The sequence below is a fragment of the Micromonospora sp. NPDC093277 genome, from assembly GCF_044765245.1.
Lineage (GTDB): Bacteria > Actinomycetota > Actinomycetes > Mycobacteriales > Micromonosporaceae > Micromonospora.
On the sequence record NZ_JBIWJO010000008.1, the window covers coordinates 141,694 to 165,140 of the forward strand.

General features: G+C 74.0%; 23 protein-coding genes and 1 pseudogene. 10 read left to right on the forward strand and 14 right to left on the reverse strand.

All coding sequences use genetic code 11. From position 1 onward, the window contains the following. The first annotated feature begins 200 nt into the window (after nt 1–200). Complete coding sequence (locus tag ACIRG9_RS19445) at nt 201–926, forward strand: PP2C family protein-serine/threonine phosphatase (protein WP_402857387.1); 726 nt, start codon at nt 201–203, stop codon at nt 924–926. A gap of 5 nt (nt 927–931) precedes the next feature. On the opposite strand, the gene ACIRG9_RS19450 is transcribed toward ACIRG9_RS19445, so the two are convergent. Together ACIRG9_RS19450 and ACIRG9_RS19455 are read right to left on the reverse strand one after the other, a co-directional pair. After that, nucleotides 932–3,556, reverse strand: coding sequence for an ATP-dependent RNA helicase (locus ACIRG9_RS19450; RefSeq protein WP_402857389.1), 2,625 nt, complete (start codon nt 3,554–3,556; stop codon nt 932–934). Between the two features lie 42 nt (nt 3,557–3,598). Then, on the reverse strand, nt 3,599–4,423 hold the full coding sequence (locus ACIRG9_RS19455; RefSeq protein ID WP_402857391.1) for a SigB/SigF/SigG family RNA polymerase sigma factor: 825 nt from the start codon (nt 4,421–4,423) through the stop codon (nt 3,599–3,601). 1,089 nt (nt 4,424–5,512) lie between these two features. Here ACIRG9_RS19455 and ACIRG9_RS19460 point away from each other — a divergent pair. Next, nucleotides 5,513–6,262: a hypothetical protein gene (locus ACIRG9_RS19460; RefSeq protein ID WP_402857393.1), complete on the forward strand. Its 750-nt coding sequence runs from the start codon at nt 5,513–5,515 to the stop codon at nt 6,260–6,262. Between the two features lie 239 nt (nt 6,263–6,501). Then, entirely contained in the window at nt 6,502–6,630 is a 129-nt protein-coding gene (locus ACIRG9_RS19465; RefSeq protein WP_255509960.1) for a hypothetical protein, read from the forward strand. Nucleotides 6,631–6,684: 54 nt separating this feature from the next. On the opposite strand, the gene ACIRG9_RS19470 is transcribed toward ACIRG9_RS19465, so the two are convergent. After that, nucleotides 6,685–7,671, reverse strand: coding sequence for a pirin family protein (locus ACIRG9_RS19470; protein WP_402857396.1), 987 nt, complete (start codon nt 7,669–7,671; stop codon nt 6,685–6,687). A gap of 10 nt (nt 7,672–7,681) precedes the next feature. Beyond that, complete coding sequence (locus tag ACIRG9_RS19475) at nt 7,682–8,164, reverse strand: MarR family winged helix-turn-helix transcriptional regulator (protein WP_402857398.1); 483 nt, start codon at nt 8,162–8,164, stop codon at nt 7,682–7,684. A gap of 149 nt (nt 8,165–8,313) precedes the next feature. Between ACIRG9_RS19475 and ACIRG9_RS19480 the strand changes: the two genes are divergently transcribed. Further along, nucleotides 8,314–8,901: a DUF1684 domain-containing protein gene (locus ACIRG9_RS19480; RefSeq protein ID WP_402857400.1), complete on the forward strand. Its 588-nt coding sequence runs from the start codon at nt 8,314–8,316 to the stop codon at nt 8,899–8,901. Nucleotides 8,902–8,957: 56 nt separating this feature from the next. Here the strand turns inward: ACIRG9_RS19480 and ACIRG9_RS19485 are convergent, their stop codons facing one another. After that, entirely contained in the window at nt 8,958–9,542 is a 585-nt protein-coding gene (locus tag ACIRG9_RS19485) for a general stress protein (RefSeq protein WP_402857402.1), read from the reverse strand. A 124-nt stretch (nt 9,543–9,666) separates the two neighbouring features. On the opposite strand from ACIRG9_RS19485, the gene ACIRG9_RS19490 reads away from it, so the two are divergent. Beyond that, nucleotides 9,667–11,508, forward strand: a complete 1,842-nt coding sequence (locus tag ACIRG9_RS19490; protein WP_402857404.1) for a glycoside hydrolase family 15 protein — start codon at nt 9,667–9,669, stop codon at nt 11,506–11,508. Nucleotides 11,509–11,528: 20 nt separating this feature from the next. Then, nucleotides 11,529–11,636, forward strand: a pseudogene (locus ACIRG9_RS19495) (SDR family oxidoreductase); the annotation flags it as partial. 126 nt (nt 11,637–11,762) lie between these two features. On the opposite strand, the gene ACIRG9_RS19500 reads toward ACIRG9_RS19495, so the two are convergent. After that, a complete protein-coding gene (locus ACIRG9_RS19500) occupies nt 11,763–13,910 on the reverse strand; it encodes a SpoIIE family protein phosphatase (RefSeq protein ID WP_402857406.1) in 2,148 nt (715 codons plus the stop codon). Nucleotides 13,911–14,093: 183 nt separating this feature from the next. On the opposite strand from ACIRG9_RS19500, the gene ACIRG9_RS19505 reads away from it, so the two are divergent. Next, a complete protein-coding gene (locus ACIRG9_RS19505; protein WP_402857408.1) occupies nt 14,094–14,966 on the forward strand; it encodes a hypothetical protein in 873 nt (290 codons plus the stop codon). A 60-nt stretch (nt 14,967–15,026) separates the two neighbouring features. On the opposite strand, the gene ACIRG9_RS19510 is transcribed toward ACIRG9_RS19505, so the two are convergent. Then, a complete protein-coding gene (locus tag ACIRG9_RS19510; RefSeq protein WP_402857410.1) occupies nt 15,027–15,389 on the reverse strand; it encodes a DUF6401 family natural product biosynthesis protein in 363 nt (120 codons plus the stop codon). A gap of 164 nt (nt 15,390–15,553) precedes the next feature. Here ACIRG9_RS19510 and ACIRG9_RS19515 point away from each other — a divergent pair, with 164 nt between their 5' ends. Continuing rightward, nucleotides 15,554–16,003, forward strand: coding sequence for a hypothetical protein (locus ACIRG9_RS19515; RefSeq protein ID WP_402857412.1), 450 nt, complete (start codon nt 15,554–15,556; stop codon nt 16,001–16,003). Here ACIRG9_RS19515 and ACIRG9_RS19520 read toward each other — a convergent pair. The 5 genes from ACIRG9_RS19520 to ACIRG9_RS19540 all read right to left on the reverse strand — a co-directional run bounded on the left by ACIRG9_RS19520 (nt 16,000) and on the right by ACIRG9_RS19540 (nt 18,685). Then, nucleotides 16,000–16,206 carry a hypothetical protein gene (locus ACIRG9_RS19520; RefSeq protein WP_402857414.1) on the reverse strand — a complete coding sequence of 69 codons (207 nt, stop codon included), beginning with the start codon at nt 16,204–16,206 and terminating at the stop codon, nt 16,000–16,002. The two genes, ACIRG9_RS19515 and ACIRG9_RS19520, sit on opposite strands and share 4 nt — an antisense overlap. A gap of 177 nt (nt 16,207–16,383) precedes the next feature. Next, nucleotides 16,384–16,644, reverse strand: coding sequence for a hypothetical protein (locus tag ACIRG9_RS19525; protein WP_402857416.1), 261 nt, complete (start codon nt 16,642–16,644; stop codon nt 16,384–16,386). A 47-nt stretch (nt 16,645–16,691) separates the two neighbouring features. Then, complete coding sequence (locus tag ACIRG9_RS19530; protein WP_402857418.1) at nt 16,692–17,153, reverse strand: SRPBCC family protein; 462 nt, start codon at nt 17,151–17,153, stop codon at nt 16,692–16,694. Nucleotides 17,154–17,208: 55 nt separating this feature from the next. Next, complete coding sequence (locus ACIRG9_RS19535) at nt 17,209–17,625, reverse strand: DUF2795 domain-containing protein (RefSeq protein WP_402857921.1); 417 nt, start codon at nt 17,623–17,625, stop codon at nt 17,209–17,211. An 85-nt stretch (nt 17,626–17,710) separates the two neighbouring features. Beyond that, nucleotides 17,711–18,685 carry a YihY/virulence factor BrkB family protein gene (locus ACIRG9_RS19540; RefSeq protein WP_402857420.1) on the reverse strand — a complete coding sequence of 325 codons (975 nt, stop codon included), beginning with the start codon at nt 18,683–18,685 and terminating at the stop codon, nt 17,711–17,713. 141 nt (nt 18,686–18,826) lie between these two features. Between ACIRG9_RS19540 and ACIRG9_RS19545 the strand changes: the two genes are divergently transcribed. Then, a complete protein-coding gene (locus ACIRG9_RS19545; RefSeq protein WP_402857422.1) occupies nt 18,827–19,231 on the forward strand; it encodes a ChaB family protein in 405 nt (134 codons plus the stop codon). A 52-nt stretch (nt 19,232–19,283) separates the two neighbouring features. Here the strand turns inward: ACIRG9_RS19545 and ACIRG9_RS19550 are convergent, their stop codons facing one another. Next, nucleotides 19,284–20,717, reverse strand: coding sequence for an aldehyde dehydrogenase family protein (locus ACIRG9_RS19550; RefSeq protein ID WP_402857424.1), 1,434 nt, complete (start codon nt 20,715–20,717; stop codon nt 19,284–19,286). Nucleotides 20,718–20,792: 75 nt separating this feature from the next. Here ACIRG9_RS19550 and ACIRG9_RS19555 point away from each other — a divergent pair, with 75 nt between their 5' ends. Continuing rightward, complete coding sequence (locus ACIRG9_RS19555) at nt 20,793–22,388, forward strand: phytoene desaturase family protein (protein ID WP_402857426.1); 1,596 nt, start codon at nt 20,793–20,795, stop codon at nt 22,386–22,388. Nucleotides 22,389–22,398: 10 nt separating this feature from the next. Here ACIRG9_RS19555 and ACIRG9_RS19560 read toward each other — a convergent pair whose 3' ends face one another. Further along, nucleotides 22,399–23,166, reverse strand: coding sequence for a polyprenol monophosphomannose synthase (locus ACIRG9_RS19560; protein WP_402857428.1), 768 nt, complete (start codon nt 23,164–23,166; stop codon nt 22,399–22,401). Nucleotides 23,167–23,447: the final 281 nt, after the last annotated feature.

Genomic DNA, 23,447 nt, shown 5'->3' on the forward strand with positions numbered 1-23,447 from the left:
CGTGCGTCGGGGGTGGTGGGGGACGGGCGAGAGCTGGGAGCGCTCCCATTCGGGGTGATGTTTCCAGCGTGTTCCCCCGATGTCAATTGACCCGGGGCGATGAGATCGGGGCGCGCCCGGCAGTGAGATTCGCCGCGCCACGCGGCATCCTCCTGATCTCCTAGAGACAACTGCGCCCTTCGCCTGGCAGGCTGCCTCCCATGACCCTGAAGCTTCGTTCCGTGGGGGCGAGCGACCGTGGGCTGATCCGCAGTGGGAACCAGGACGCCCAGCACGCCGGGAACTGGCTGGTCGCCGTCGCCGACGGCATGGGCGGCATGGCGGCCGGCGACCTGGCCAGCCGGATCGCCATGGACGCGATCGCCCCGCTGGACGTGGAGACCCCCGAGGACGCGTTGGTCGCCGCCCTGCAGGGCGGCATCGAGCTGGCCACCGCGCGGATCCGGCAGGCCGTCGTCGAGGACCCCGAACGCCAGGGCATGGGCACCACCCTGACCGCGCTGCTCTTCGCCCGCACCGGTAGCTGCCTGGCCCTGGCCCACGTCGGCGACTCCCGGGCGTACCTGTTCCGCGAGGGCGTGCTGAAGCAGGTCACCCGGGACGACACCTTCGTGCAGATGCTGGTCGACCAGGGCGTGATCACCGCCGAGCAGGCGAGCAGCCACCCCCGGCGGGCCGTGGTGACCCAGGCGTTGCAGGGCGACGAGGTCAGCCCGGCGTACGCGACGATGGTGCCCCGGGCCGGCGACCGCTGGCTGCTGTGCAGCGACGGCCTCTCCAACGTGGTCCGTGCGGACACCCTGGCCGAGGTCCTCGGCGAGTACGCCGACCGGCAGGCGCTGGTGGCCAAGCTGATCGACCTGGCGCTGCGGGCCGGCGGCCCGGACAACGTGACCGTTCTGATCGCCGACGTGGTGGAGGAATAGTCCGCTCAGCGCCGGCGCGGCGTGGCGTGCCGGGTGGGCTCGGCGGTGGTCGGGTCCTCCGGCCACGGGTGCCGCGGATAGCGCCCGCGCAGCTCCGCCCGCACCTGCGGGTAGCCCACCCGCCAGAACGAGGCCAGGTCGGCGGTGACCGCCACCGGCCGGCCGGCGGGGGAGAGCAGGTGCAGCAGCACCGGCACCCGGCCGTCGGCGATGTGCGGCGCGTCCCGCCAGCCGAAGGTCTCCTGGAGCTTGACCGCGAGCACCGGGGCGGCCGGGTCGGCGTAGTCGACCCGGATCCGGGAGCCGCTGGGCACGGCGAGCCGTTCCGGCGCCACCTCGTCCAGCCGGGCGGCCTGTCGCCAGTCGAGCAGCCGGCGCAGCGCCGCCGCGACGTCGATTCGGGCCAGGTCGGCCCGGCGTCGGGCCCGGGCCAGCTCCGGGCCGAGCCAGGCGGGCGCGTCGGCGAGCAGCGCCGGGTCGGACACGTCGGGCCAGTCGTCGCCGAGCGCCTGCCGGCAGAAGGCCAGCCGTCGGCGTAGCGCCGCCGCCTCCGGGGTCCAGGTCAGCAGGCCCAGGCCGGTCTGGCGCAGCCCGGTGAGCGCGGCCTCGGCTAGCATCGCCGGGTCCGGTGCCGCGAGCGGCCGGTCGACCAGTTCGATCGCGCCGAGCCGGATCACCTCCCGGGCCACCACGCCCCCGCCGGTCCAGCCGACCTCCCGGTCGGTACGCAGCAGCGCGCCGCCGGCCTCCCGCGCGGTCGCCTCGTCCACCGGGGTGGCGAGCCGGACCCGGGCGGTCGGCGCGCCGGGGGAGCGGTCGGCCACCGCGACCGCCAGCCACGCCGATCCGACCAGCGGCGACCCGGCCGCCAGCTCCGCCGCGGTCCCACCCGTCATCAGGTACGCGGAGCCGCCGGTCCGACGCACCCGGGCGAGGCGTTCCGGGTACGCGAGCCCGACCAGCAGCCCGGCCGCGAGGTCGTCGGGGAGGTGGCCCGGGGCGGGGGCTCGTCCGGTCGGGGCGGTCCCGCCCGGTGGGCCGCCGGCCCGGGCCGGCTGTGTCCGGTCGGCGCCGTGTCGGCCGGTGCCGTCCCCGGGGTGGTCCGGGCGCCCGCCGGACCGCCCGGCGGGCAGGGCGGCGCGGAGGCGGCGCACCTCGGCACGCCAGCGGGCGGTGGCGGCCGGGTCGGTGTTGCCGCGCATCCGCCGCCACAGCGCGGTGAGGTCGTCCCCGGTGCCGGTGAGGGTCTCCTCGGCGAGCAGGGCGACCACCTCGGCGGCCCGGTCCGCACCGACCCGCTCCGCGCCGTCGAGCAGCGCCCGGGCCAGCCGGGGATGCGCGCCGGCCGCCGCGATGGCCCGCCCCCGGCCGGTGATCCGGCCGTCCGGGTCCACCGCACCGAGCGTGGTCAGAGTCTCCCGGGCGACCGTGAGGGCGGCCGGCGGCGGCGGGTCGGGCAGCGCCAGCCCGGTGCCGTCCGGGGTGCCCCAGGCGGCCAGCTGCAGCGCGAACCCGGCGAGGTCGGCGGTGGCGATCTCGGGCTCGGGCTGCGGGGCGAGGCGGGTGTGGGCCGCCTCGGACCAGCACCGGTAGACCACGCCGGGGGCCTCCCGTCCGGCCCGTCCGGCCCGTTGGGTGGCCGCCGCCCGGGACACCGGCACGGTCACCAGCGCCCCCAACCCCCGGGCCAGGTCGGTGCGGGCCACCCGGCTCAGTCCGGCGTCGACCACCACCCGTACCCCGGGCACGGTCAGGCTGCTCTCCGCCACCGAGGTGGCCAGCACGACCCGCCGTTCGCCGGTGGGCCGCAGTGCCGCGTCCTGGGCCGCGCCGGACAGCCGGCCGTGCAGCGGCAGCACGGCGATGGCGTCGCGCAGGTCGGCCAGCCGGCCGGCGACGCCGTTGATCTCGCCGGCCCCGGGCAGGAAGACCAGCACGTCGCCGTCCCGTTCGCGCAGCGCCCGCCGTACGGTGGCGGCCACGTGGTCGAGCAGCGCCGGGGCGACCCGGCCCGGACCGGGCGCGGCGACCGGTCGGGGCGGCGGCGCCCAGATCCTGGTCACCGGGTGCAGGGCCGCCTCCGCGCGGACCACCGGGGCGGGCCGGCCCGCCCCGCCGAGCAGTGCGGCGAACCGGTCCGCCTGCGGGGTGGCCGACATGGCCAGCAGCCACAGGTCCGGCCGCAGCGCGCTGCGGGCCTCCACGCTGAACGCCAGGGCCAGGTCGGCGTCGAGCTGCCGCTCGTGGCACTCGTCCAGCAGCACCGCGCCCACCCCGGGCAGTTCGGGGTCATGGTGCAGCCGCCGGACCAACAACCCGGTGGTGACCACCTCGACCCGGGTGTCCGGTCCGACCCGCCGCTCGCCACGCACGGCGAAGCCGATCCGGCCGCCGACGCGCTCGCCGAGCAGCGCGGCCATCCGGTGGGCCGCCGCGCGTGCGGCCACCCGCCGCGGTTGCGCGATCAGCACCCGCCCCGGGACCTGGTCGGCCACGGCGAGCGGGGCGAGGGTGGTCTTGCCGGTGCCCGGCGGCGCCACCAGGACCGCGGCGCCGGCCGTGCCCAGCGCTGCGACCAGCGCCGGGAGCACCGGACGGACCGGCAGGTCGAGGGATACGTCGGAGAGCACCGAACCACTCTCGCACCTCGACCCGGGACCGTCGCCCGGGCCCTAGTACGTGCCGTCGAGCTCCCCGCGCAGCTTGGTGAGTGACCGGGCCAGCAGCCGGGAAACGTGCATCTGGGACACGCCGACCTGCTCGGCGATCTGCGACTGGGTGAGGTTGCCGTAGAAGCGCAGCGTGAGGATCCGCTGCTCGCGTTCGTCCAGGGTGGCCAGCGCCGGGCCCAGGGCGACCCGCAGCTCGGCCAGCTCGAACTCACCGTCCTCGCCGCCGAGCAGGTCGCCCAGTTCGGTGGAGCGGTCGCCGTCACCGGCCGGGGTGGAGAGCGACACCGCGTTGTACGCGCGGGCGCCCTCCAGGCCCTCCAGGACCTCCTCCTCGGAGAGCTCGAGGTGGGCGGCGATGTCGGCGACCGTCGGCGAGCGGCCGAGCGTCTGCAGCAGTGAGCTGTTGGCGTCGGAGATGGCCAGCCGTAGTTCCTGTAGCCGGCGGGGCACCCGAATGTCCCAGGTGCGGTCGCGGAAGTGCCGCTTGAGTTCGCCGATGATGGTCGGGATGGCGTAGCCGGCGAAGTCGACACCGCGGGACGGGTCGAACTTGTCGATCGCCTTGATCAGGCCCACCGCGGCGGTCTGCGCCAGGTCGTCCGTGGGCTCGCCTCGACCGCCGTAGCGGTTGGCGAGGTGGTTGGCGAGCGGCAGCCAGGCCTCGATCGCCCGGTCCCGCAGCGCGGGGCGCGACGGGTGGTCGGCGGGCAGCGCGGTCATCGCGTCGAGCAGATCGGCGGCGCTGTCGGAGAGCGTGCGGGTGTCGAGCTTTTCGGTGGCGGGCGGCGGCGTCGTCCGCTGCCCGCTGAGCGTCTGCGCGGTCATGGGCGGTCCTCCCTTGCACCTCGTCCAGGGGAAAGACGTGACGCGTCGGTGTGACTTCGGTTGGTCCGTTCGGAAGCCCACCCTAACCTGATCGGCCGGATGGAATCTAGCCGAAAGTACGATGGATTTAAGCCATAAAGGGCGCCAAACGGCATATTGAGACCGACGCGCTGCGCCGCGGCCCGGCCCGGGGGTGTGGACGGGGGCAGCCTGCCCACCCACTTAATTCGGACATTCGACGCAGGCGGTGCGCGGCCCTGGAGGGGAGCGCAAGATGCGGCACGTTGCGGTCCCCTGGAGGTCGGAGACCACCACATGCCGCACATGGAGTGGATCAAGGGCATGCTGGCGGGCCGGCGCGTGCTGGCCCCGGAGTGCGCTTGGGTGAGGCGCGACCCGTCTGGGGCGCGTTCGGGATGGCATGCGTTGCTGTCTTCCGGTCACCCGCATGCCATCGGACTGATGATCGGCGCCCCCGACCTCGCCCCGCCTGGCAGGCGAAGAACAGTGGCGGGACGGCGGGCGCGTTCACCGCGGTAAACGAGGAGTGCTGTTGCGGTGGCTCAAGATGCGGCACGTTGTGGTCTTCCGCAGGCTGGATGCCACCACGTGTGGCAACTGGCGCCGACCCGCCCCCCCGCGGCCTCGTGGGGGTGTGGGCAGGGGGTGGCCGGACCGGACTTGGGGCTACCGCATGCCGACCACGTGATCCGGATATTTGGCGCAGGCGACGCGCGCCGCCCCGAGGGGCGGCTCAGGATGCGGCATGTTGCGGACTCCTGGAAGTCGGAGACCACCAGATTCCGCACATGGAGTGGATCAAGCCGGGTGCCTACGGGCCCAGGTCGGTCCGTTGCGCGCCATGCCGGAGGGTCGACCAGCCGGTCCGGGGCCAGTTAGGCGATATGTCCTTTTCCGGTTGTGTCGGCGCCATGTACCTAGGTTGGGGTGGATGGCTGGGCGGGGGCTCGGGGTGGCCAATTGGTCAAGGTGGGATCCGACAATCGGCTCGCATTGTCGGCTTTCCGTCGTTGTCCCGCCGACGGGACCGCCCGTAGCGTCGCGGTTACATCCGTCTTCGGAGGCATCGTGCTCGATCTCGCCGCCCCGCAACTCGTCGTCAACGCCCGCGTGCTCCAGTTCAGCTGGCTCCCGGCGGACCCCGACGCGGCTGCGGCGCTCGTGCCGGCCGGGCTGCGGCCCCGCCCCGACAGTGAGGTGTTCTTCTGCCAGTACGTGGTGGACGACGACTCGCAGACCTCCGGCTTCGGCGCGTACTCCCTGACCTATCTCGGCCTCGCCCTCGACGGCATCGAACCGCCGCCGGTGGGGTGCACGCCCGGCGGCTGGTGGACTCACTACCTGGCCTCCAGCCCCCAGGTGCGTGCCTTCGCCGTCGCCCGGGGTGCCCCGGCGGCGTCCGGGGAGACCCGGCTCGACCTGCGGGGCGAGCAGCTCATCGCGGAGTTGCACGTGGACGGCGCGGCGATCATCCGCACCGTGGCCCGCGTCGGGCACACCGGCAGCCGGGTGTGCAGCGGGCACCACCGGTACCTGACCGCCCGGGACGGGCAGGTGCTCAGCGCCGACTACCCGTTCGTGGCGGAGCCGGTGACCCCGTTCGAGGTCGAGTCGGTCGAGTTCCTCGCCCCGCAGCACCCGGTCTACGCGCTGCGCCCCGCCAATCCGCTGGTCATCCGCGGCGGCCTCTACTCGCCACGGGCGTCGTTCGCGTACCCGCCGGGGCCGAACCCGCTCGTCGACCCGTCGGCTGCCGCCGACCCCGCGCCGGCCCGCCGGGTGCCGGCACGTCCGGCCGTCCTGCCGTCCGGGGCGTAGCCCGCCTCCTCCGCTGACCGGCCGTGGCCCGGCCGCACCCGACGGCCGCTACGACCCCGGTCAGCCGTACGCCGGGCCGCGATGCGTCGGCCCGACGGGGTTTCCCGCCGTCCGAACGGGTACACGACGTCCACACGGCAGGACCCCCGGACGGCTTCTGCCGCCGATCGACCCTGGTCGGCGGGCCTTCCCGCGGGCTCGGCCGGACCCCCAGCCGTCCAGCACGAGGAGGCCATCGCATGCCCGCCGAGACGACGAACACCGTGACCGAGTACCGCGAGCAGGCGGTGGAGGGGGAGCGGGGTGCGCTGGTGGCGGTCCTGTTGATGGTGATCCTCGGCGTGGCCGGCATCTTCGCCGTCTCCTGACCGCCGGCGGGCGCCCCGGGAGGTTTCCGGGACGCCCGCCGCCCTGCCGACCGGTCAGGGGCGGCTGTCCTCACCGCCGGTGTGCGGCAGCCGTCCGGCCGGGACCACGCCGAGCCGGCCCGCCTGGAAGTCCTCGAACGCCTGGATCAGTTCGTCCCGGGTGTTCATCACGAACGGGCCGTAGTGCGCCACCGGCTCCCGGATCGGCTGCCCGCCCATGAGGTAGAGCTCCAGGGCCGGGGTGTTGCCGTCCTGCTTCGCGTCCGCGGTGATCCGCAGCGCGTCGCCCGGGCCGTGCACGGCGAGTTGGCCGAGGTGGATCGGGCGGCGGTCGGTGCCCACCGTGCCCCGACCGGCCAGCACGTAGACCAGCGCGTTGAAGTCCGGCCGCCAGGGCAGGCTCAGCTCCGCGCCGGGCTGCAGCGTCACGTGGGCGATGGTGATCGGCGTGTGGGTCGAGCCCGGTCCCTGGTGTCCGGCGATCTCCCCGGCGATCACCCGGATCAACGCACCGCCGTCGGGCGTGGTCAGCAGCGCCGACTGCCGGCCGCGGATGTCCTGGTAGCGCGGCGGGTTCATCTTCGCCACCCGGGGCAGGTTGACCCAGAGCTGGAGGCCGTGGAAGAGGCCGCCACTCGTCACCAGGTGCTCCGGCGGGGCCTCGATGTGCAGCAGGCCACTGCCGGCGGTCATCCACTGGGTGTCGCCGTCGGTGATGGTGCCGCCGCCGCCCTGCGAGTCCTGGTGGTCCATGATCCCGTCGATCATGTAGGTCACCGTCTCGAAGCCGCGGTGCGGGTGCCAGGCCGTCCCCTTCGGCTCGCCCGGGGCGTAGTCGACCTCGCCCATCTGGTCGAGGTGGATGAACGGGTCCAGCTCGGTCAGCGGGACGCCGGCGAAGGCCCGGCGGACCGGGAAGCCCTCGCCCTCGTAGCCGCTCGGCGCGGTGGTCACCCGGCGGACCGGGCGGAAGGTGGTGGACTCGCCGAGCTCCGGCAGGCGGGGCAGGACGAGGACGTCGTCGACGGTGATGGCGGGCATCGCGGGCTCCTTACTTGTCGGCCGGGGTGGACGACGCGTCGCGGTCGGCGCGCAGGCGCCGGCCGAGCCGCTCGAAGACCCGGGTGAGGCAGGCGACCTCGGCGTCGTCGAGGTCGTCCATCAGGTGGGTACGCACGGAGTGGAGGTGGTGCGGCGCGGCCTCGCGCAGCGCCAGCAGCCCGGCCGCGGTCAGCACGGCCTCGCTGCCGCGCCGGTCCTCCGGGCAGGGCTGCCGGGCGACCAGGCCCCGCCGCTGCATGGAGGAGATCTGGTAGGTCAGCCGGCTCGCCGAGAACACCAGCCGGCCGGCCAGCTCGCCCATCCGCAGCCGCTGCCCCGGCGCCTCGGAGAGCAGGACCAGCACGTGATAGTCGGCGAAGCTCAGCTCGCCGGCCGCGCGCAGGTCGTCCTCGAGCTGGGTGAAGAGCCGCTGGCTCGCCTCGATGTACGCGCGCCAGGCGGCCATCCGCTCGGGGTTCAGGCTCTCGGTCACGGCTATGAGATTAGCACTACTTTAAATTTAAACAAGTGCCTTCGGGGCGCGTGTGAGCGGCGCGACAGCCGGGCAGAGGAGATGTGCTTGGAATTTGAAGTGAGTGCGCCGGCGGGGAGAAATGGGGTACTGGCGGCTACGGTCGGAGGATGGATGATCTCGACCTGCTCGACTGGCGGGAGCGGATGGCCCGGCTGTACCTCTCCGACCTCGACCTGGCCGGGTTCCGGACCGCCCGGGACGAATTGTTCCGTTCGCACCCGTGCAGCCCGCTGCCGGCCGCCGAGCGACCCGGGTTCGCCGGGCTGCGCTGGTACCCGAGCGACCCGGCGGCCGTGATCGAGGCGCCGCTGCGCCCCGCCTCCGGCAGCGAGAGCATCGACACCGGCGGGCCCGACGGAGTCGTCCGGTACCGTCGGGTCGCGGTGGCCGAGACGCCGTGGGGCCCGCTCACCGTGTGGTGGATCGAGGCGTACGGGGGCGGGCTGTTCATGCCGCTGCGCGACGCCACCTGCGGCGCCGAGACGTACGGGGGCGGGCGCTACCTGACCGACACGGTCAAGGGCACCTTCGGGCGGGGCCTGACCGTGCTGCCCGGCGGCCGGGTCCGCCTCGACGCCAACTACCTCTACAACCCGAGCTGCGCGTACGACGACCGCTGGGCCTGCCCGCTCGCCCCGCCGGAGAACCGCGTCGACGTGCCGATCCGGGCCGGGGAGCTGACGTACCACGACTGACGGCGGACAGGCTGGGAAGAGGGCCCGGCGCGGGCCCTCTTCCCGGTGTGCGCCAGTCAGCGGGCGGTCGCGCCGCTCGGGAAGTGCATCCGGCCCAGCAACTGCCGGGCCTGGTCGGCCAGGTCGGCCTCCACGGTCACCGCGTAATGGCTGGCGCGCAGCGAACTGGACGAGGTGAAGTCCCGCCGGCCGCCGGTCATCGCGTGGACCACCGCACCGAACACGGCACCCCAGATCGCGCCGACCACCAACCCGATCACGATCACCGCGACCCAGTTCCCCGCGGTGAAGATGCCGAAGAGCAGCCCGATGAAGAGCCCGAACCAGGCACCCGTGCCCGCGCCCACCAGGGCGGCCCGACCGGTGGTCATCCGGCCCATGATCGTCTCGACCAGGGTGAGGTCGGTGCCGATGATCGACGTCCGCTCCACCGGGAACCGGTTGTCGGCCAGATAGTCCACCACGCTCTGGGCGGACGGATAGTCCGGGAACGACCCGATCGTCACGGTTGGCGGGCCGGTCTGGGGCCCGTGTCCGTCCGTGCTCGGAGCGGCCGGACGACCGCCCGGCCCGGACGGGAGGTTGTCGCTGCCGGGCATCCCGGGTCGCCAGGCCGCGCTCGGCGTCGAGGGTGTGGTCATGTGCATCCTCCTTCGTCAAGCCGGGGCGTTCCCACCGGGAGGAAGGGGTAACGCCCGCGCGGGACACCGGACGAGGGTCGGGCCGCCTCGCGCATGCCCCGGCGCCGGGCGGGTAGCCACCGGTGTGGACGCCGGACCGATCAGCGAGCACGGGTTCCTTGCAGACGGGCGTACCGCCGCGCTGGTGGACCGGTCCGGCGCGGTGAACTGGTGGTGCCCGGCCCGCTTCGACGGCCCGTCGGTCTTCGCCCGGCTGCTCGACGACGCCGCCGGGCACTGGAGCATCCGGCCCGAGGACGACTTCACCACCGAACGGTCCTACCTGGACGACACGCTGGTGCTGCGTACCGTCTTCTCCACCCGGACCGGGACGGTGGCCCTCACCGACGCCCTGGCGCTGGCGGCCGGCGCGCGCGGCCACGAGATCGGCCTGCGCTCCCCGCGAGTGCTCGCCCGGGTCGTCGAGGGGCTCTCCGGTGAGGTGCCGATGCGGGTGGAGTACCAGCCCCACTTCGAGTACGGCCGGGTCCGCGCCTACCTCACCGGCACCGAACAGACGGTCGACGCCGTCGCCGGCGCCACCCGGCTGAGCCTACGCGCCAACGTGCCGATGACCTGCGAAGGCGGGACGGCGCTCGGGCGGTTCACCGCCCGCGCCGGCACCGCCCACCACTTCACCCTCGGGTACGCCCCGACCTACGACGGCGGCGAGCCCGCGCTGCCCGACGCCGACCGGGTGCTGGTCGAGGCGGCGGCCGGGTGGCGGTCCTGGGCCGGGCTGCACGACTACCGGGGGCACTACCGCGACCAGGTGCGGCGCAGCGCGATGGTGGTGCAGGGGATGACCTACCAGCCCAGCGGCGCGATCGTCGCGGCGGCCACCACCTCGCTGCCCGAGAAGCTCGGCGGCGACCGCAACTACGACTACCGCTTCGTCTGGGTACGCGACTTCAGCGTCACCCTCCAGGCGCTCTGGCTGGCCGCCTGTCCCGACGAGGCGAACCGGCAGTTCGCCTGGGTGTCCCGGGCCATGGGCCTGATCGGCGACGAACCCGTGCCGATCATGTACGGCGTCGAGGGCGAGCGCGACCTCACCGAGCACCGCCTCGACCACCTCGCCGGCTATGCCGACAGCCGGCCGGTGCTCGTCGGCAACGACGCCTGGCGGCAGCGGCAGACCGACGTGCTCGGCGAGATCCTCGACGCCGCCTGGCTGATGCGGTACTACCTCGACCCGATGTCGCCCGAGGTCCGGCACCTGCTGCACGCCCTCGCCGAGCAGGCGGCGCTGGACTGGCGCCGGCCGGACGCCGGGATGTGGGAGGCGCGCGACGCCGAGCGGCACTACCTGTCGTCCAAGGTGGAGTGCTGGACCGCGCTGGACCGGGCGGTCCGGTTCGGGACGCGGATCGGCGACACCGCCGACGTGGCACGCTGGGCGGCGGCCCGGGACGAGGTACGCGAGGCGGTGCTCACCCGGGGCTGGAACGACCGGGTCGGCGCGTACACCGGGGCCTTCGACTCCGACGAGCTGGACGCCTCGGTGCTGCTCATGCCGCTGGTCGGCTTTCTGCCCGCCGGCGACCCACGGATGCGCGCCACCGTCGACCTGGTGGAGCGCCGGCTGTCCCGCAACGGCCTGCTGCGGCGCTGGGACGGCGACCCGGCCGGCTTCGTGATCTGCTCGTTCTGGCTGGTCGGCTGCCTCGCCGAGGCCGGCGAGCTGGACCGCGCCCGGCGACTGTTCGAGCAGCTCGCCGCGCAGGCCAACGACCTGGGGCTCTACGCCGAGCAGATCGACCCGGCCACCGGTGAGCACCTGGGCAACTTCCCGCAGGCCTTCTCGCACATCGGACTGATCAACGCCGCGGGTGCGATCACCACGGCCGCGGAACGGGCCGGCGACCGCGCCGGGCGGGAGGCCGTGCCGACCGGTATGGCGACCACGGAGGGAGCACGCGGATGACGACCGGACGACTGGCGGGCCAGAGCATCCCGTGGAAGCGGGCCGTGATGCCGGCGGAGATCGCCAGGCTGGCCGTCTTTCTGGCCAGCGACGACGCCGACTACGTGACCGGGTCGACGTACTTCATCAGATTCCTTCCGTGGATACCCCGGCCTGCAGGCCGGGGACGAAACGGAACGCCTGCCGGGCAGGGCAGGGAAAGCCGATTCGCCGCCCCGGGCGGATCGGCGTGTGTCCGTCGCCCGCTTCGACGTCTACGGTCCGATCGACGGCGGGATGAGGATCTCGAACCAGACGGTCGAGCCGCGCACCGTGGGGTCGGTGCCCCAGGCGTCGCTCAACTCCTCGATCAGCCCCAGGCCGCGCCCGCGGCTGCTCAGGGTGTCGGCCTGCGTTCGGGTCACCTGGCCCCGGGTGCCGGAGTCGGCGACCGAGACCAGCAGCCGTTCCGCGCTCAGGTCGATCTCCACCCGGGCGGCGGTGCCGGCGTGCAGCAGAGCGTTGGTGGTCAGCTCGCTGGTGCACAGCACCGCGCCGCCGATCACCGTCTCGGGCACCTGCCACTCGGTGAGCTGGGCGGTCATCCAGTGGCGTACCCGGCTCGGCGCGGTCGGCTCCGCCGGCACCGCCATGCTGGCCGAGCGGCTCGGCCGCACCGCGTGCTCCACGGCCAGCACCGCCACGTCGTCCTCGGTCGCGCCGGGCACGGCGGCGGTGGCCACCGCGCAGAGCGCCCGAGGGTCGCCGCTGCCGGCGGCCCGCACCGCGGCGCGCAGCCCGGCCAGTCCGGCGAACAGGTCCTGCCAGCGCCGCTCCACCACCCCGTCGCTGTACAACAGCAGGGTGTCGCCCGGGCGGAACGGCACCGTCGTGGTACGCGGGCGGTAGCCGAGACCCAACGGCGGGCCGGGGGACACCTCGACGTACTCGGCCGTCGGCTCGCCGCCTGCCGGCCAGCGCCGGATCAGCGGGGCCGGATGCCCGGCGCTGGCCAGCGTGATCAGTTCCTGGTCGGCCTCGATCACGCCGAACACCACCGTGACGAAGAGCTCCTGCGTCCCGCCCTCGGTGCCCAGGCTGGCGACCAGCCGGTCCAGACCGGCGAGCACGGCGTCCGGGCGGGGATCGGCGAGCGCCAGCGCGCGCAGCGCCGCGCGTACCTGCCCCATCCGGGCCGCGGCCTGAACGTCGTGCCCCGCGACGTCACCCAGAACCACGCCGAGCGCGCCGCTGGGCAGCACGAACGCGTCGTAGAAGTCGCCGCCGGCGGCGTTGCCGTCCACGCCCGGGTCGTACCGGGCGGCGATACGCAGCCGGGGCAGGTCGGGAAGCCGTTCGGGAAGCATGCTGCGCTGCAGGAGTTGGGCGGTGCCGTGCTGGGTCTCGAAGCGGCGGGCCCGCTCGGCGGCCTGGCCGACCAGCTCCGCGGCGGCGGCGAGCAGCGCGCGTTCCGCCGGCGACCACGGGTGCGGCGTCTGGTAGCCGACGGTCACCGCTCCCCGGACCACCGACGAGCGCAGCGGCAGGGCGGCGAGCGAACGGATCTTCTCGTCGTGCCGGTCCGCCGCGGTGTCCCGTAGCGGCTGCCCGTCGGCGGCGAACAAAGGTATGCCGCTGCGGGCGGTCACCACCATCGGGACGGGCGAGTCCGCCGGTATCCGCCGCCACAACGGCGGGAGTCGTTCGTCGGCCTCGTCCAGCAGTTCGCCGCGGACCCGGCGGACCATCCGCCAGGCCGACCCCTCGTCGACCCCGAAGCTGACCCGTTCGGCGCCGAAGGAGTCGAGGCCGTAGCGCAGGGTGACCCGGGCGACGTCGTCGAGGGTGAGCGTGCCGGAGAGTGCGGCCGCGAAGTCGCTCAGGCTCTGCAACTGCCGGGTGACCTGGGTGGTCTGCGTGGCCACGCTGAGCACGCCGATCGTCCGGCCGTCGCTGTCCCGCACCGGCGAGAAGCCGCGGGTGAACATGCCTGCCTCGGTGGGCCCGGTCCGGTGCCGGTCGACCGGCAGCACCGCCTCCCGTTCCAGGAAGGGCTCGCCCCGTCGGTAGGCCCGTTCGATCACCTCCCCGGCGCCCGGCTCGTGCCAGATGTCGGCGAACACCTCCGCCGCCGGCCGCCCGAGCGCCCCCGGGTGCCGCTTGCCGATCAGCTCGCCGTACCCCTCGTTGTAGACCAGGACCAGGTCGTCGCCGTAGAGCAGGGCCATCGGCACGGGCGAGGCGAGGACGAGTTCGACCACGGCGCGGACGGCCGGATCCCACTGCTCGGGCGCGCCGAGCGGCGTGTCGGCCCATCGCACGGATGACAGGTCGGGCGAACCGGACGCGGCGGCGTGCGGGCCCGTCGGCGCTCCCGAGGTGGGGGCTGATGGGGTGGGCACCTGCCCGACCGTGCCTGGCATGACCGCAGCCTATCCGGAGCGTGGCGAAAAGGTTCCGATCATGCGGCGCGGGGCGTCGGGCCGCGATCGGCGGGATCGTGCCGGTTTGTCGGGTGTGCCCGGAAGTCCCCGTCGGTCGGTTGGCGTGCCGGCGGGACGACCGGGTATCCGGGCTGCGCAAATTCTGGCGATGGGAGGGACAACATGCCAGAAACCCTCGCGGTCGGGCAGGTCAACATCGGGGCCGCCCTGACCGATCTGTGGCGAACACTGGTGCTCTTCGTGCCCAGAGCCGTCGCGTTCATCGTGATTCTCGTCGTGGGCTGGCTCGTCGCCCGCGCCGTCCTGAAGATCGTGGACGTGGCGCTGGAGCGGGTGGGCTTCGACCGGGCCGTCGAGCGTGGCGGCATCAAGCGCGCGCTCGAACGCACCAGATACGACGCGAGCGACATCCTGGCCAAACTGGCCTACTACGCGGTCCTGCTGTTCACCCTGCAGTTCGCCTTCGGGGTCTGGGGACCGAACGCGATCAGCGACCTGATCCGGGGCGTCATCTCGTGGCTGCCGCGCGCCTTCGTGGCGATCATCATCGTGGTCGTCGCCGCCGCCATCGCCAACGCCGCCCGGGACCTGGTCACCGGCGCGCTCGGCGGACTCTCGTACGGCCGGGTGCTGGCCGACCTGACGGCGGTCTTCATCCTGGCGCTCGGCGTGATCGCGGCGCTGAACCAGGTGGGCATCGCCACCACGGTCACCATGCCGGTACTGATCGCGTTCCTCGCCACCCTCGCCGGCATCCTGATCGTCGGGGTCGGCGGTGGCCTGGTGAAGCCGATGCAGGCCCGTTGGGAAGGCTGGCTCAACCGCGCGGCGGAGGAGTCCCGGGCCATCCGGGAGCAGCGCCGGGCGGAGAACGCCGGCCGCCGCGACTACGAACGGCAGAGGGCCGACCGGGGCGCGCAGCCCACCCAGGTGATGCCGGAGTCGGTGTCCGGCGCCCCGGGCGAGCGGACCGGCACGTACCGGTCCGGGAACGCGGGCGAGCAGACCCAGCAGTTCGGCCGGCCGAACGAGTGAGTCGGGACGGGAGAGGGTGTCCGCGGGTGCGCGCGGGCGCCCTCCCGTCGTGCCCGGCGGTCAGGCGAGGTGGCGGGGATCCAGCGTGCGGGCCAGGGCACAGACCGCGACCAGCCGGGTGAGCGCCCAGTCCGGCCGGGACCAGTCGACCGGCTCGGCGGGCTGCTGCCAGCCGTGCTCCCCGGCCGCGGCGCGGAGTCCCTCGGCGTACCCGGCGAGCGCGGCCACGGTCAGCGGGCGACGGTCGGCCTCCAGGCTGTCCCGTACGGCGGCGGCGTGCTGGTCGACCTCGGCGAGCAGGCCCGGGTCGGTGGCGGCCGCGGCGAGACCGGCGGTGCCGACGGAGCCGGTGAGCGTGGTGAGGGCGGATCGCGCGGCGCCAGCCGCGGAGCGGGTTCGCACCCGGTTGTTCGGCACGCGCATGGTGACCGAGGCTAACTCGGCGGGCCGGGGCCGGCCTCGGTCGACTGGTCGAGGCCGGGGTCGTCTCAGGTGCCGTTCAGGCTCGCCCACGGGGATCGACCCGGTCGCCAGGGCACAGAAGGGAAACCGCACGAACCGGTGCGGACGGCCCGTGGAGGCACGCGATGGCACAGCAGGCGGACGGACCGGACGAGGCGCACCGCCGGCCGGCGGGCGTGAATGACGCCACGGTCGCGGCGCTCGGCAAGCTCAGCGAGGCCCTGGAGACGGTTGAACGGGCGCGCGGGCACCTCTATTCGGTGCACCAGATGATCGGCCACGCCGACCTGATGCTCGACGCCGCGGTGGCGCTGTTCCGCTCGGCCGGCCATGCCGAGATCGCCGATCGGGTGGACCGGGACCTGCTCGGGCGCAATGTGATCGCGGGGCGCTGGACCTTCCAGATCGTCGAGGACTTCGACGACGGGTACTACGCGCTCTTCCGGGAGCTGGAGCGCCGGGCCCGCGACCAACTGGTGGGCGGCCGGCGCCACCTCTACGAGGCGGAGATGAAGGAACGCCGGCGCAGTCCCGGCCGGCCGGGGCACGAGGCGCGCCCCGATGAGGGTGGTTAGGGCGTGTCGTCCGCCGGCCGGCGCCGCCGGGCGTCGTCGGCGATGATCACGGTCGCCACCATGAGGGCCACCACGAGGCTGAACAGCCAGGAACCGTCGGCGGCCAGCTTGGCCGCGACGGGCGCCTGGGCGGCGGCGAGCAGGAAGCCCAGCCAGGCCAGTCGGCGCTGACGTGGGGTGAGGAAACCCGAGCCCTGTTGCATCCCGAAAGTCTTACCCGGGGTCCGGGGAGCGCCGTCCCCCGTTCGGTCGATTCTGCATGGGCTGTCCGCTTTATCCTCCTGGTGTATCCCACTTCCCGCTGGTTCGGCCGGGTCGCGCCGATCCGCCGGGGTCACCGCGGCGCCGGGCACCGTCGGCTGGTGTCCGGAGTCGTCGGCTCACGCGTCCGGGCCGGTCCGCCCGGTGGTCGACGGCCGGTACGCCCGGTCCGCGTCGGTCATCTCCCGCCGCTCGGCCTCCGGGCCGGCGCCGCGGTCCACCGCCTCGGGCCCGTGGCCGAACGCGGACTCCTCACCGGCGTCGTTCCCGGTGACGTCGTCGGCCTGCCCGTCGACGGTCGACCGGGCCAGCGCCCGGTCCAGCTCGTGGAGCGGAACACGGGTCTCGTCGCGCCACACGTGGCGGTCGTTGTCGGTCATCAGATTCCTTCCGTGGATACTCCGGCCTTCAGGCCGGGGAGGCGACGTCAGGGGGTCGGCCGGTCGACCGTGCCCCGCCAGGCGCCGGTCTCCTGGCCGCGTCGCTCGATGAACTCCTTGAACCGCTCCAGGTCGGCCCGGGCTCGGCGGTCCACCAGGCCGAGCTTGTCGCCGGCCTGCTCCAGCACGCCCTGCGGCTCGAACTCCAGTTGCAGGGTGACCCGGGTGTGCCCCTCGTCGAGGCGGTGGAAGGTCACCACGCCGGCCTGCCGGGTGCCCTCGGTCGACCGCCAGGCCACCCGCTCGTCCGGTAGCTGCTCGGTGATCTCCGCGTCGAACTCGCGCTTCACACCGGCGATCTCGACCGTCCAGTGGGTCATCGTGTCGGTGAGCTGCCGGACCTGGTGGACGCCCTCCATGAAACGGGGAAACGCCTCGAACTGCGTCCACTGGTCGTAGGCGGTACGGATCGGGACGGCAATGTCCACGTGTTCCATGACGCCGCTCATCGCAGCCTTCCTCTCTCCCCGCCGGTGTCGTCGCCTTGCTCGTGAACCGGTCCGCTCACCAGCGCGTCGTCTCGTTCCGGTGCCCGAGCGCGGCCCACACCTCGGAAATCGTCTGGTAACGGGTGCCGGCGGGCAGGCTCTCCAGGGCCTCGACGATGTCCGTCGGCGCCTGGTTCTCCCGGGCGTTGGCCACCAGCGCCTCGCGGTCACCGGGCAGGGCGGTCATGGTGATGAACCGGCCGAGGCGGCTGCGCGCCTCCACGTCGTCCATGCTCATCCCCTGCGGATTGCCGCCGCGGCTCGCGCCGGCCGTCAGCGTCTTCGGCTCCGGCTGGTCCTCACCCGCCGGCTCCGGCTGGCGGGACTCGTCGACCCGCGAACCGCCGGCCCCCGGCCCCTGGACGAGGCCGCTGACGTCCTGGCGCATGTTGTCGTCGACCCTGGGCGAGTGCTTGCTGCTGCCACGTTCCATGCCGACAGACATGCCCGAGGCGACCGGCGGTAAACCGGGCCGGACGGCCGGGCCGGTCAACCGGCGACGAATCAGCCGAAGCCGGTCATGCGCCGGCCGGGGCCCGCGGCGGCAGGACCGGCTCGCCGGGGTCCCCGGCACCGGCCTGCATCACCCGCCCGCGCTGGAGTTCGGCGTCGACCTGCACGCCGAGCAGGAGGGCGCAGTTGGACAGGTAGAGCCAGACCAGGAAGGCGATGACGGCGCCGAGACTGCCGTACGTCACGTCGTACGAGCCGAAGTTGGCGACGTAGAGGCCGAAGCCGGCGGAGGCGAGCACCCAGGCCAGCAGGGCCAGACCGCCGCCCGGGGTGAGCCAGCGGAACCGGGGCTGCCGGACGTTCGGGGCGATCCAGAACAGCAGCGACAGCAGCGTCATCGCCACCACGGCGAGCACCGGCCACTTCGCCACCGTCCACAGGGTGCGGGTCAGCCCGCCGGCGTGCAGCCGGTCGCCGACCGCATCGGTGACCGGGCCGCTGACGACCAGTCCGGTGGCCGCGACGGCGAGCAGTAGCAACGACACCGCGGCCAGGCCGATCTGCAGCGGGCGCAGCCGGTAGAAGGGTCGTCCCTCCGCGACCCCGTAGACCGCGTTGGCCGCCCGCGTGAACGCGCCGATGAACCCGGAGGCCGACCAGAGCGCGCCGAGCAGGCCGAAGCCGAGCAGCACCCCGGCCGAGTCCTGCTGCTCCACCACGCCGCGGACCGCGCTGACGAAGCCGTCGTTGCCGACCACTGAGCCCGCGCCGATCTCCCTGGCCAGCCCCACCACCGTGTCGACGGTCCGCTCGCCGTCGGAGACCAGCCCGACCAGGGCCACCACCACGACGGTGGCGGGAAAGAGCGCCAGCACGCCGTAGTACGTCAGCGCGGCCGCCCGGTCCGTGCAGTTGCCCCGGACGAAGTTCCGCCCGCTGCGGGCCAGCACCCCGCGCCAGGTGGACCAGCTCAGCTGGCGTAACCGCCGGGGGAGCCCGGCCCGCCGGCCGGTGACCACCGGCTCCGTCGTCGTCGCCATGACCCGCTCCCTCCGACCTCCGGCGCGTCGTGCGCGTGGCTCGGCGGTACCCGGTCGGGAAAATCGACAAACCGGGTGTCGGTTTGTCGCCGGGACGTGGGGGAACGATCACAGGAACCATCGGAGACGGAGGAGGACGAGATGCCCGGGCGCGAGGTACTGCCCAGCACGCTGCGGCGCTCCCCGGACAAGGCGCAGCGGACCTGGGAGAAGACGCACGACTCGGCCGTGGAGACGTACGGCGAGGGGGAGCGGGCACACCGCACCGCGTTCGCCTCGTTGAAGAACGAGTTCGAGAAGGTCGGTGATCACTGGGAGCCGAAGGGACGCAAGGGCCCCAGCGACCAGCAGGCCGCCGGTGGCGGCCCGGCCCGACGGGCGCCGACCGCCGTCGGAGTGGACGCCAACGCGCCCAAGGAGCACCTGATGCAGGTCGCCAAGAAACTGGACGTGCCGGGCCGGTCCCGGATGACCAAGCCGGAACTGGTCAAGGCGATCCAGAAGGCGAACGACAAGGCGACCCGCGAGGCGCGTGGCGGCCGCTGAGCAACCCGACGCGACGGGAGCCCGGGATCGTCCCGGGCTCCCGTTTCCGTGTTCACCAGTGGCCGCCGCCGGGGGCCTCGATGTGCACGGCCTTCACCGCGCTGAACTCGTCGAGCAGCTCCGGGCCGTACCCGAAGCCCTGGCCGCTGCCGTGGCGCGGCTGCGCGGCGCCGCCCGGCGCGCCACCGAAGACCGCGTTGATCTTGACGGTGCCCACCGGCAGCTCCCGCCAGGCCCGGTGGGCGTGGCTCATCGACCCGGTCAGCACCGTGGCGGCCAGCCCGTACGGGGAGTCGGCCGCGCAGCGCAACCCCTCGCTGAACGAGTCGACCACGACCACCGGGGCGACCGGCCCGAACGTCTCCTCGCGGACCAGGGCCATCTCGTGCCGGCAGTCGGCGACCACGGTCGCCGGGTAGAAGGAGCCCGGCCCGTCCGGTATATCCCCGCCGGTGCGCACCCGCGCCCCCTCGGCCGCCGCCGCGATGACCTGCCCGTGCACGTGGTCCCGGTGCCGCCGGTCGACCAGCGGCCCGAGCTGTGTGTCCGGGTCCCGGCCCGGGCCCACGGTGAGCGCCTCGGCGCGCTCGACCAGCGCGTCGACGAAGTCCTCGGCGAGGTCCCGGTGCACGTAGATCCGTTCGACCGCGACGCAGATCTGCCCCGCGTTGGCGAAACAGCCCAGCGCGGCCTGCTCGGCCGCCCAGATCGGATCGATGCCGGTGTCGACCACCAGCGGGTCGCTGCCGCCGTTCTCCAGCAGCACCTTCGCGCCGGTGCGGGCGCCGGCGGCGGCGATCGCCCGGCCGGTGGCGGTGGACCCGACGTGGGCGACCACGTCCACGTCCTGCCCGGCCAGCGCCGCGCCCACCTCGGGGCCGCCGGTGAGCAGCGTCAGCACGCCGGCCGGCAGCACGGAGTCCAGGGCCCTCGCCAGCAGCCAGCCGGTGGCGGGGACGCGCTCGCTCGGCTTGTAGAGCACCACGTTGCCGGTGACCAGGGCCGCGCCGAGCAGCCCGCAGGAAACCGCCACCGGGTCGTTCCAGGGGGTGATCGCGGCGACCACGCCGCGCGGCTCGGGGGCCATGAAGTCGAGCGCGGCATGGGCGCCGTGCAGCGTCCGCCCGCCACGCACCGGGCCCAGCTCCGCGTACTGCCGCAGGGTGCCGACACCGGCCGCCACGCCGCCGCGCGCGTCGTCCAGCGGCTTGCCCATCTCCGCCGTGGTGGCTCGGGCCAGCTCCTCGGCGGCGACCGCCACCGCGTCCGCCGCGCGGTGCAGCGCCGCCGCGCGCTCCGCCGGATCGGTCGCCGCCCACTCGGCCGCCGCCTCCCGGGCGGCCGCGACCGCCTTGGCGACCTCGTCCGCCGTCGCCACCGGCACCGTGGTCACCGGGGAGCCGTCGGCGGGATCAGACACGACCAGTTCGCCTCCGGCGCCCCCGGCACCCCACACTCCACCTATGAGCTGTGCAACCGTGTACATGCGGCGGTGGATGCCCCGGTGCGGGCGCGGCAAACGCGTTTCGCCCGGTAACCGGCCGGGTAGGAGGATCGGGTGATGCCCACCGGTACGGCGGACGCCGTTGTCGTCGGCGCCGGTCACAACGGGCTGGTGGCCGCGAACCTGCTGGCCGACGCGGGCTGGGACGTCCTCGTGCTGGAGGCCACCCAGGTGCCCGGCGGGGCGGTCCGCTCCGCCGAGGTCACCGTTCCCGGCTACCTCAGCGACCTCTACAGCTCCTTCTACCCGCTCGGGTACGCCTCGCCGGTGCTGCGCGGGCTCGACCTCGACCGGTACGGGCTGGTCTGGACGCACGCCCCGGATGTGCTGGCCCACCTCTTTCCCGACGGGCGGGCGGCGGTGGTCAACCGGGACCCGGACGCCACCGCAGCCTCGCTGGCGGCGTTCGCGTCCGCCGACGGGGACCGCTGGCGGCAGACGTACGCCGAGTGGCGCCGGGTGGCCGAGCCGATGCTGGACACCATCACCACCCCCTTCCCGCCGGTCCGTGGCGGGCTGAGCCTGCTGCGCCGGCTGCAGGTGTCCGGCGCGCTTCGGCTGACCCGGCGGCTGGTGGTGCCCGCGCGCACGCTCGGCGACGAGCTGTTCGAGGGCGAGGGCGGGCCGGCGCTGCTCGCCGGCTGCGCGCTGCACACCGACCTGTCCCCGGAGGACGCCGGGTCCGGCGTGTACGGGTGGCTGCTCACCATGCTCGGCCAGCAGGTCGGCTGGCCGGTGCCGGTCGGTGGTGCCCAGCGGATCACCGACGCGCTGGTGGCCCGGCTGGTCGAGCGTGGCGGCCGGATCGACTACGGAGCCCGGGTCGACCGGGTGCTCGTCGCCCGGGGCCGGGCGATGGGAGTGCGTACCGCCGGCGGCGCCACCTGGCGGGCCCGCCGGGCCGTGCTGGCCGACGTGCCCGCCCCGGCGCTCTATCTGGACCTGGTCGGCGCCGCCGCGCTGCCGCCCCGGCTGGTCGAGGACCTGGCCCACTTCCGCTGGGACGGCTCCACGTTGAAAGTGGACTGGGCGCTCTCCGCGCCGGTGCCGTGGAAGAACCCGGCCGTGGCCGGCGCCGGCACCGTCCACCTGGGCGCGGACCTGAACGGGCTCACCACGTACGCGGCGGCGCTGGCCCGGCAGGAGGTGCCCCGCGACCCGTTCCTCCTGCTGGGGCAGATGTCGGTGGCCGACCCGAGCCGCTCGCCGGCCGGCACCGAATCGCTCTGGTCGTACACCCACCTGCCGTTCCGCCGGCACTGGCGGGCCGAGGAGGTCGCCGTCCAGCTGGAGCGGATGGAGGAGGTGCTGGAGGAGGCCGCCCCGGGCTTCCGCTCGCTGATCGTCGGGCGGCACGTGGCCGGCCCGGCCGACCTGGAGGCCGGCGACCCGAGCCTGGTCGGCGGCGCGGTCGGCGGCGGCACCGCCGCCGCCCACCAGCAGCTCTTCCTGCGGCCGATCCCCGGGCTGGGCCGCGCGGACACCCCGGTGGACCGGCTCTTCCTGGCCAGCTCGTCGGCGCACCCGGGCGGCGGGGTGCACGGGGCACCCGGCGCGAACGCCGCGCGGGCGGCCCTCGCCCGGGACCGCACGCTCACCGGCAACCTGTACGCGAGCGCGATCGGCGCCGCGCACCGGACGCTCTATCGCTGAGCGCCGCCGCTCAGCCCTCCAGGTTGCGGTGCCGGCTCCGCAGCTTGAACGGCATCAGCGCGCTCTCGATCTTGGTGGCGGTGGTCATCTTCGAGTCGCCGTCCCGGCGCTCCTCGAAGCGGATCGGCACCTCCAGGATGGTGTGCCCCAGCTTGGTGGCGAGGTAGTGCATCTCCACCTGGAAGCTGTAGCCGTTGGACTGCACCCGCTCCAGCCCGATGTCGCGCAGCGCGTCCGCCCGCCAGATCTTGAAGCCGGCGGTCAGGTCCCGGATCCGCACCCGCAGCAGCGTGTGCACGTAGAGGTTGGCCCAGCCGCTCAGCGCGCGCCGGTACAGCGGCCAGTTCTCGTCCAGCTCGCCGCCGGGCACGTACCGTGAGCCGATGACCACGCTGGCCTGGGTGGCGAGCAGCGCGCCGAGCATGCCGGGCAGCGCCTCCGCCGGGTGGGACAGGTCGGCGTCCATCTGCGCGACGAACTCCGCGCCGCCGTCGAGCGCGCGCCCGATCCCGTCCACGTACGCCCTCCCGAGCCCCTCCTTGCCCGGGCGGTGCAGCACCTGCACCCGGTCGGGGTTCTCGATGGCCAACTTGTCGGCGACCTCGCCGGTCCCGTCGGGGGAGTTGTCGTCCGCGACGAGCACCTTCAAGCCGGGCAGCGGCAGCGCGAGAAGGCGCTCGACCAGCACCGGAAGGTTGCCCGCCTCGTTGTAGGTCGGAACGACGACGGTCAGGCGTGCGTCGCGCCACGGCGAGGGCAACTGCACGGGTTCGATCATCACGGACATCCTCGGTCGGCCGACAGGTTTCATCTGAGAGGGTAGCCATTCGCCGCCGTCTGGTTGTACAGACGCCCGCTCGGTGGACCCCCGGATCCCCTCTGGAGGCCGTAAGCGGGGTATCCGTACTTAGCGGTCTTTCATGCCCGATGCCCTGTTTGCCGGACGGCGCCATCCGGCCCACCCCGGCCGGAGCGGCCAGCGGCATCCGTAGCGGATCCGGAGCCGGGGTCGCGCAAGGAACAGCAGGTCGGGCTCATATCTCGGCCGGGTTAGCTTCT

Bases quoted from the DNA above. Each gene is read 5' to 3' on its own strand.
- ACIRG9_RS19530 (WP_402857418.1), bottom strand. From the start codon at position 17,153: ATGAGCGGCGTCATGGAACACGTGGACATTGCCGTCCCGATCCGTACC.
- ACIRG9_RS19485 (WP_402857402.1), bottom strand. From the start codon at position 9,542: ATGACCACACCCTCGACGCCGAGCGCGGCCTGGCGACCCGGGATGCCC.
- ACIRG9_RS19525 (WP_402857416.1), bottom strand. From the start codon at position 16,644: ATGACCGACAACGACCGCCACGTGTGGCGCGACGAGACCCGTGTTCCG.
- ACIRG9_RS19480 (WP_402857400.1), top strand. From the start codon at position 8,314: ATGGATGATCTCGACCTGCTCGACTGGCGGGAGCGGATGGCCCGGCTG.
- ACIRG9_RS19540 (WP_402857420.1), bottom strand. From the start codon at position 18,685: ATGGCGACGACGACGGAGCCGGTGGTCACCGGCCGGCGGGCCGGGCTC.
- ACIRG9_RS19465 (WP_255509960.1), top strand. From the start codon at position 6,502: ATGCCCGCCGAGACGACGAACACCGTGACCGAGTACCGCGAGCAGGCG.
- ACIRG9_RS19500 (WP_402857406.1), bottom strand. From the start codon at position 13,910: ATGCCAGGCACGGTCGGGCAGGTGCCCACCCCATCAGCCCCCACCTCG.
- ACIRG9_RS19445 (WP_402857387.1), top strand. From the start codon at position 201: ATGACCCTGAAGCTTCGTTCCGTGGGGGCGAGCGACCGTGGGCTGATC.
- ACIRG9_RS19470 (WP_402857396.1), bottom strand. From the start codon at position 7,671: ATGCCCGCCATCACCGTCGACGACGTCCTCGTCCTGCCCCGCCTGCCG.
- ACIRG9_RS19520 (WP_402857414.1), bottom strand. From the start codon at position 16,206: ATGCAACAGGGCTCGGGTTTCCTCACCCCACGTCAGCGCCGACTGGCC.
- ACIRG9_RS19455 (WP_402857391.1), bottom strand. From the start codon at position 4,423: ATGACCGCGCAGACGCTCAGCGGGCAGCGGACGACGCCGCCGCCCGCC.
- ACIRG9_RS19545 (WP_402857422.1), top strand. From the start codon at position 18,827: ATGCCCGGGCGCGAGGTACTGCCCAGCACGCTGCGGCGCTCCCCGGAC.
- ACIRG9_RS19535 (WP_402857921.1), bottom strand. From the start codon at position 17,625: ATGGAACGTGGCAGCAGCAAGCACTCGCCCAGGGTCGACGACAACATG.
- ACIRG9_RS19550 (WP_402857424.1), bottom strand. From the start codon at position 20,717: ATGTACACGGTTGCACAGCTCATAGGTGGAGTGTGGGGTGCCGGGGGC.
- ACIRG9_RS19560 (WP_402857428.1), bottom strand. From the start codon at position 23,166: ATGATCGAACCCGTGCAGTTGCCCTCGCCGTGGCGCGACGCACGCCTG.
- ACIRG9_RS19515 (WP_402857412.1), top strand. From the start codon at position 15,554: ATGGCACAGCAGGCGGACGGACCGGACGAGGCGCACCGCCGGCCGGCG.
- ACIRG9_RS19505 (WP_402857408.1), top strand. From the start codon at position 14,094: ATGCCAGAAACCCTCGCGGTCGGGCAGGTCAACATCGGGGCCGCCCTG.
- ACIRG9_RS19555 (WP_402857426.1), top strand. From the start codon at position 20,793: ATGCCCACCGGTACGGCGGACGCCGTTGTCGTCGGCGCCGGTCACAAC.
- ACIRG9_RS19510 (WP_402857410.1), bottom strand. From the start codon at position 15,389: ATGCGCGTGCCGAACAACCGGGTGCGAACCCGCTCCGCGGCTGGCGCC.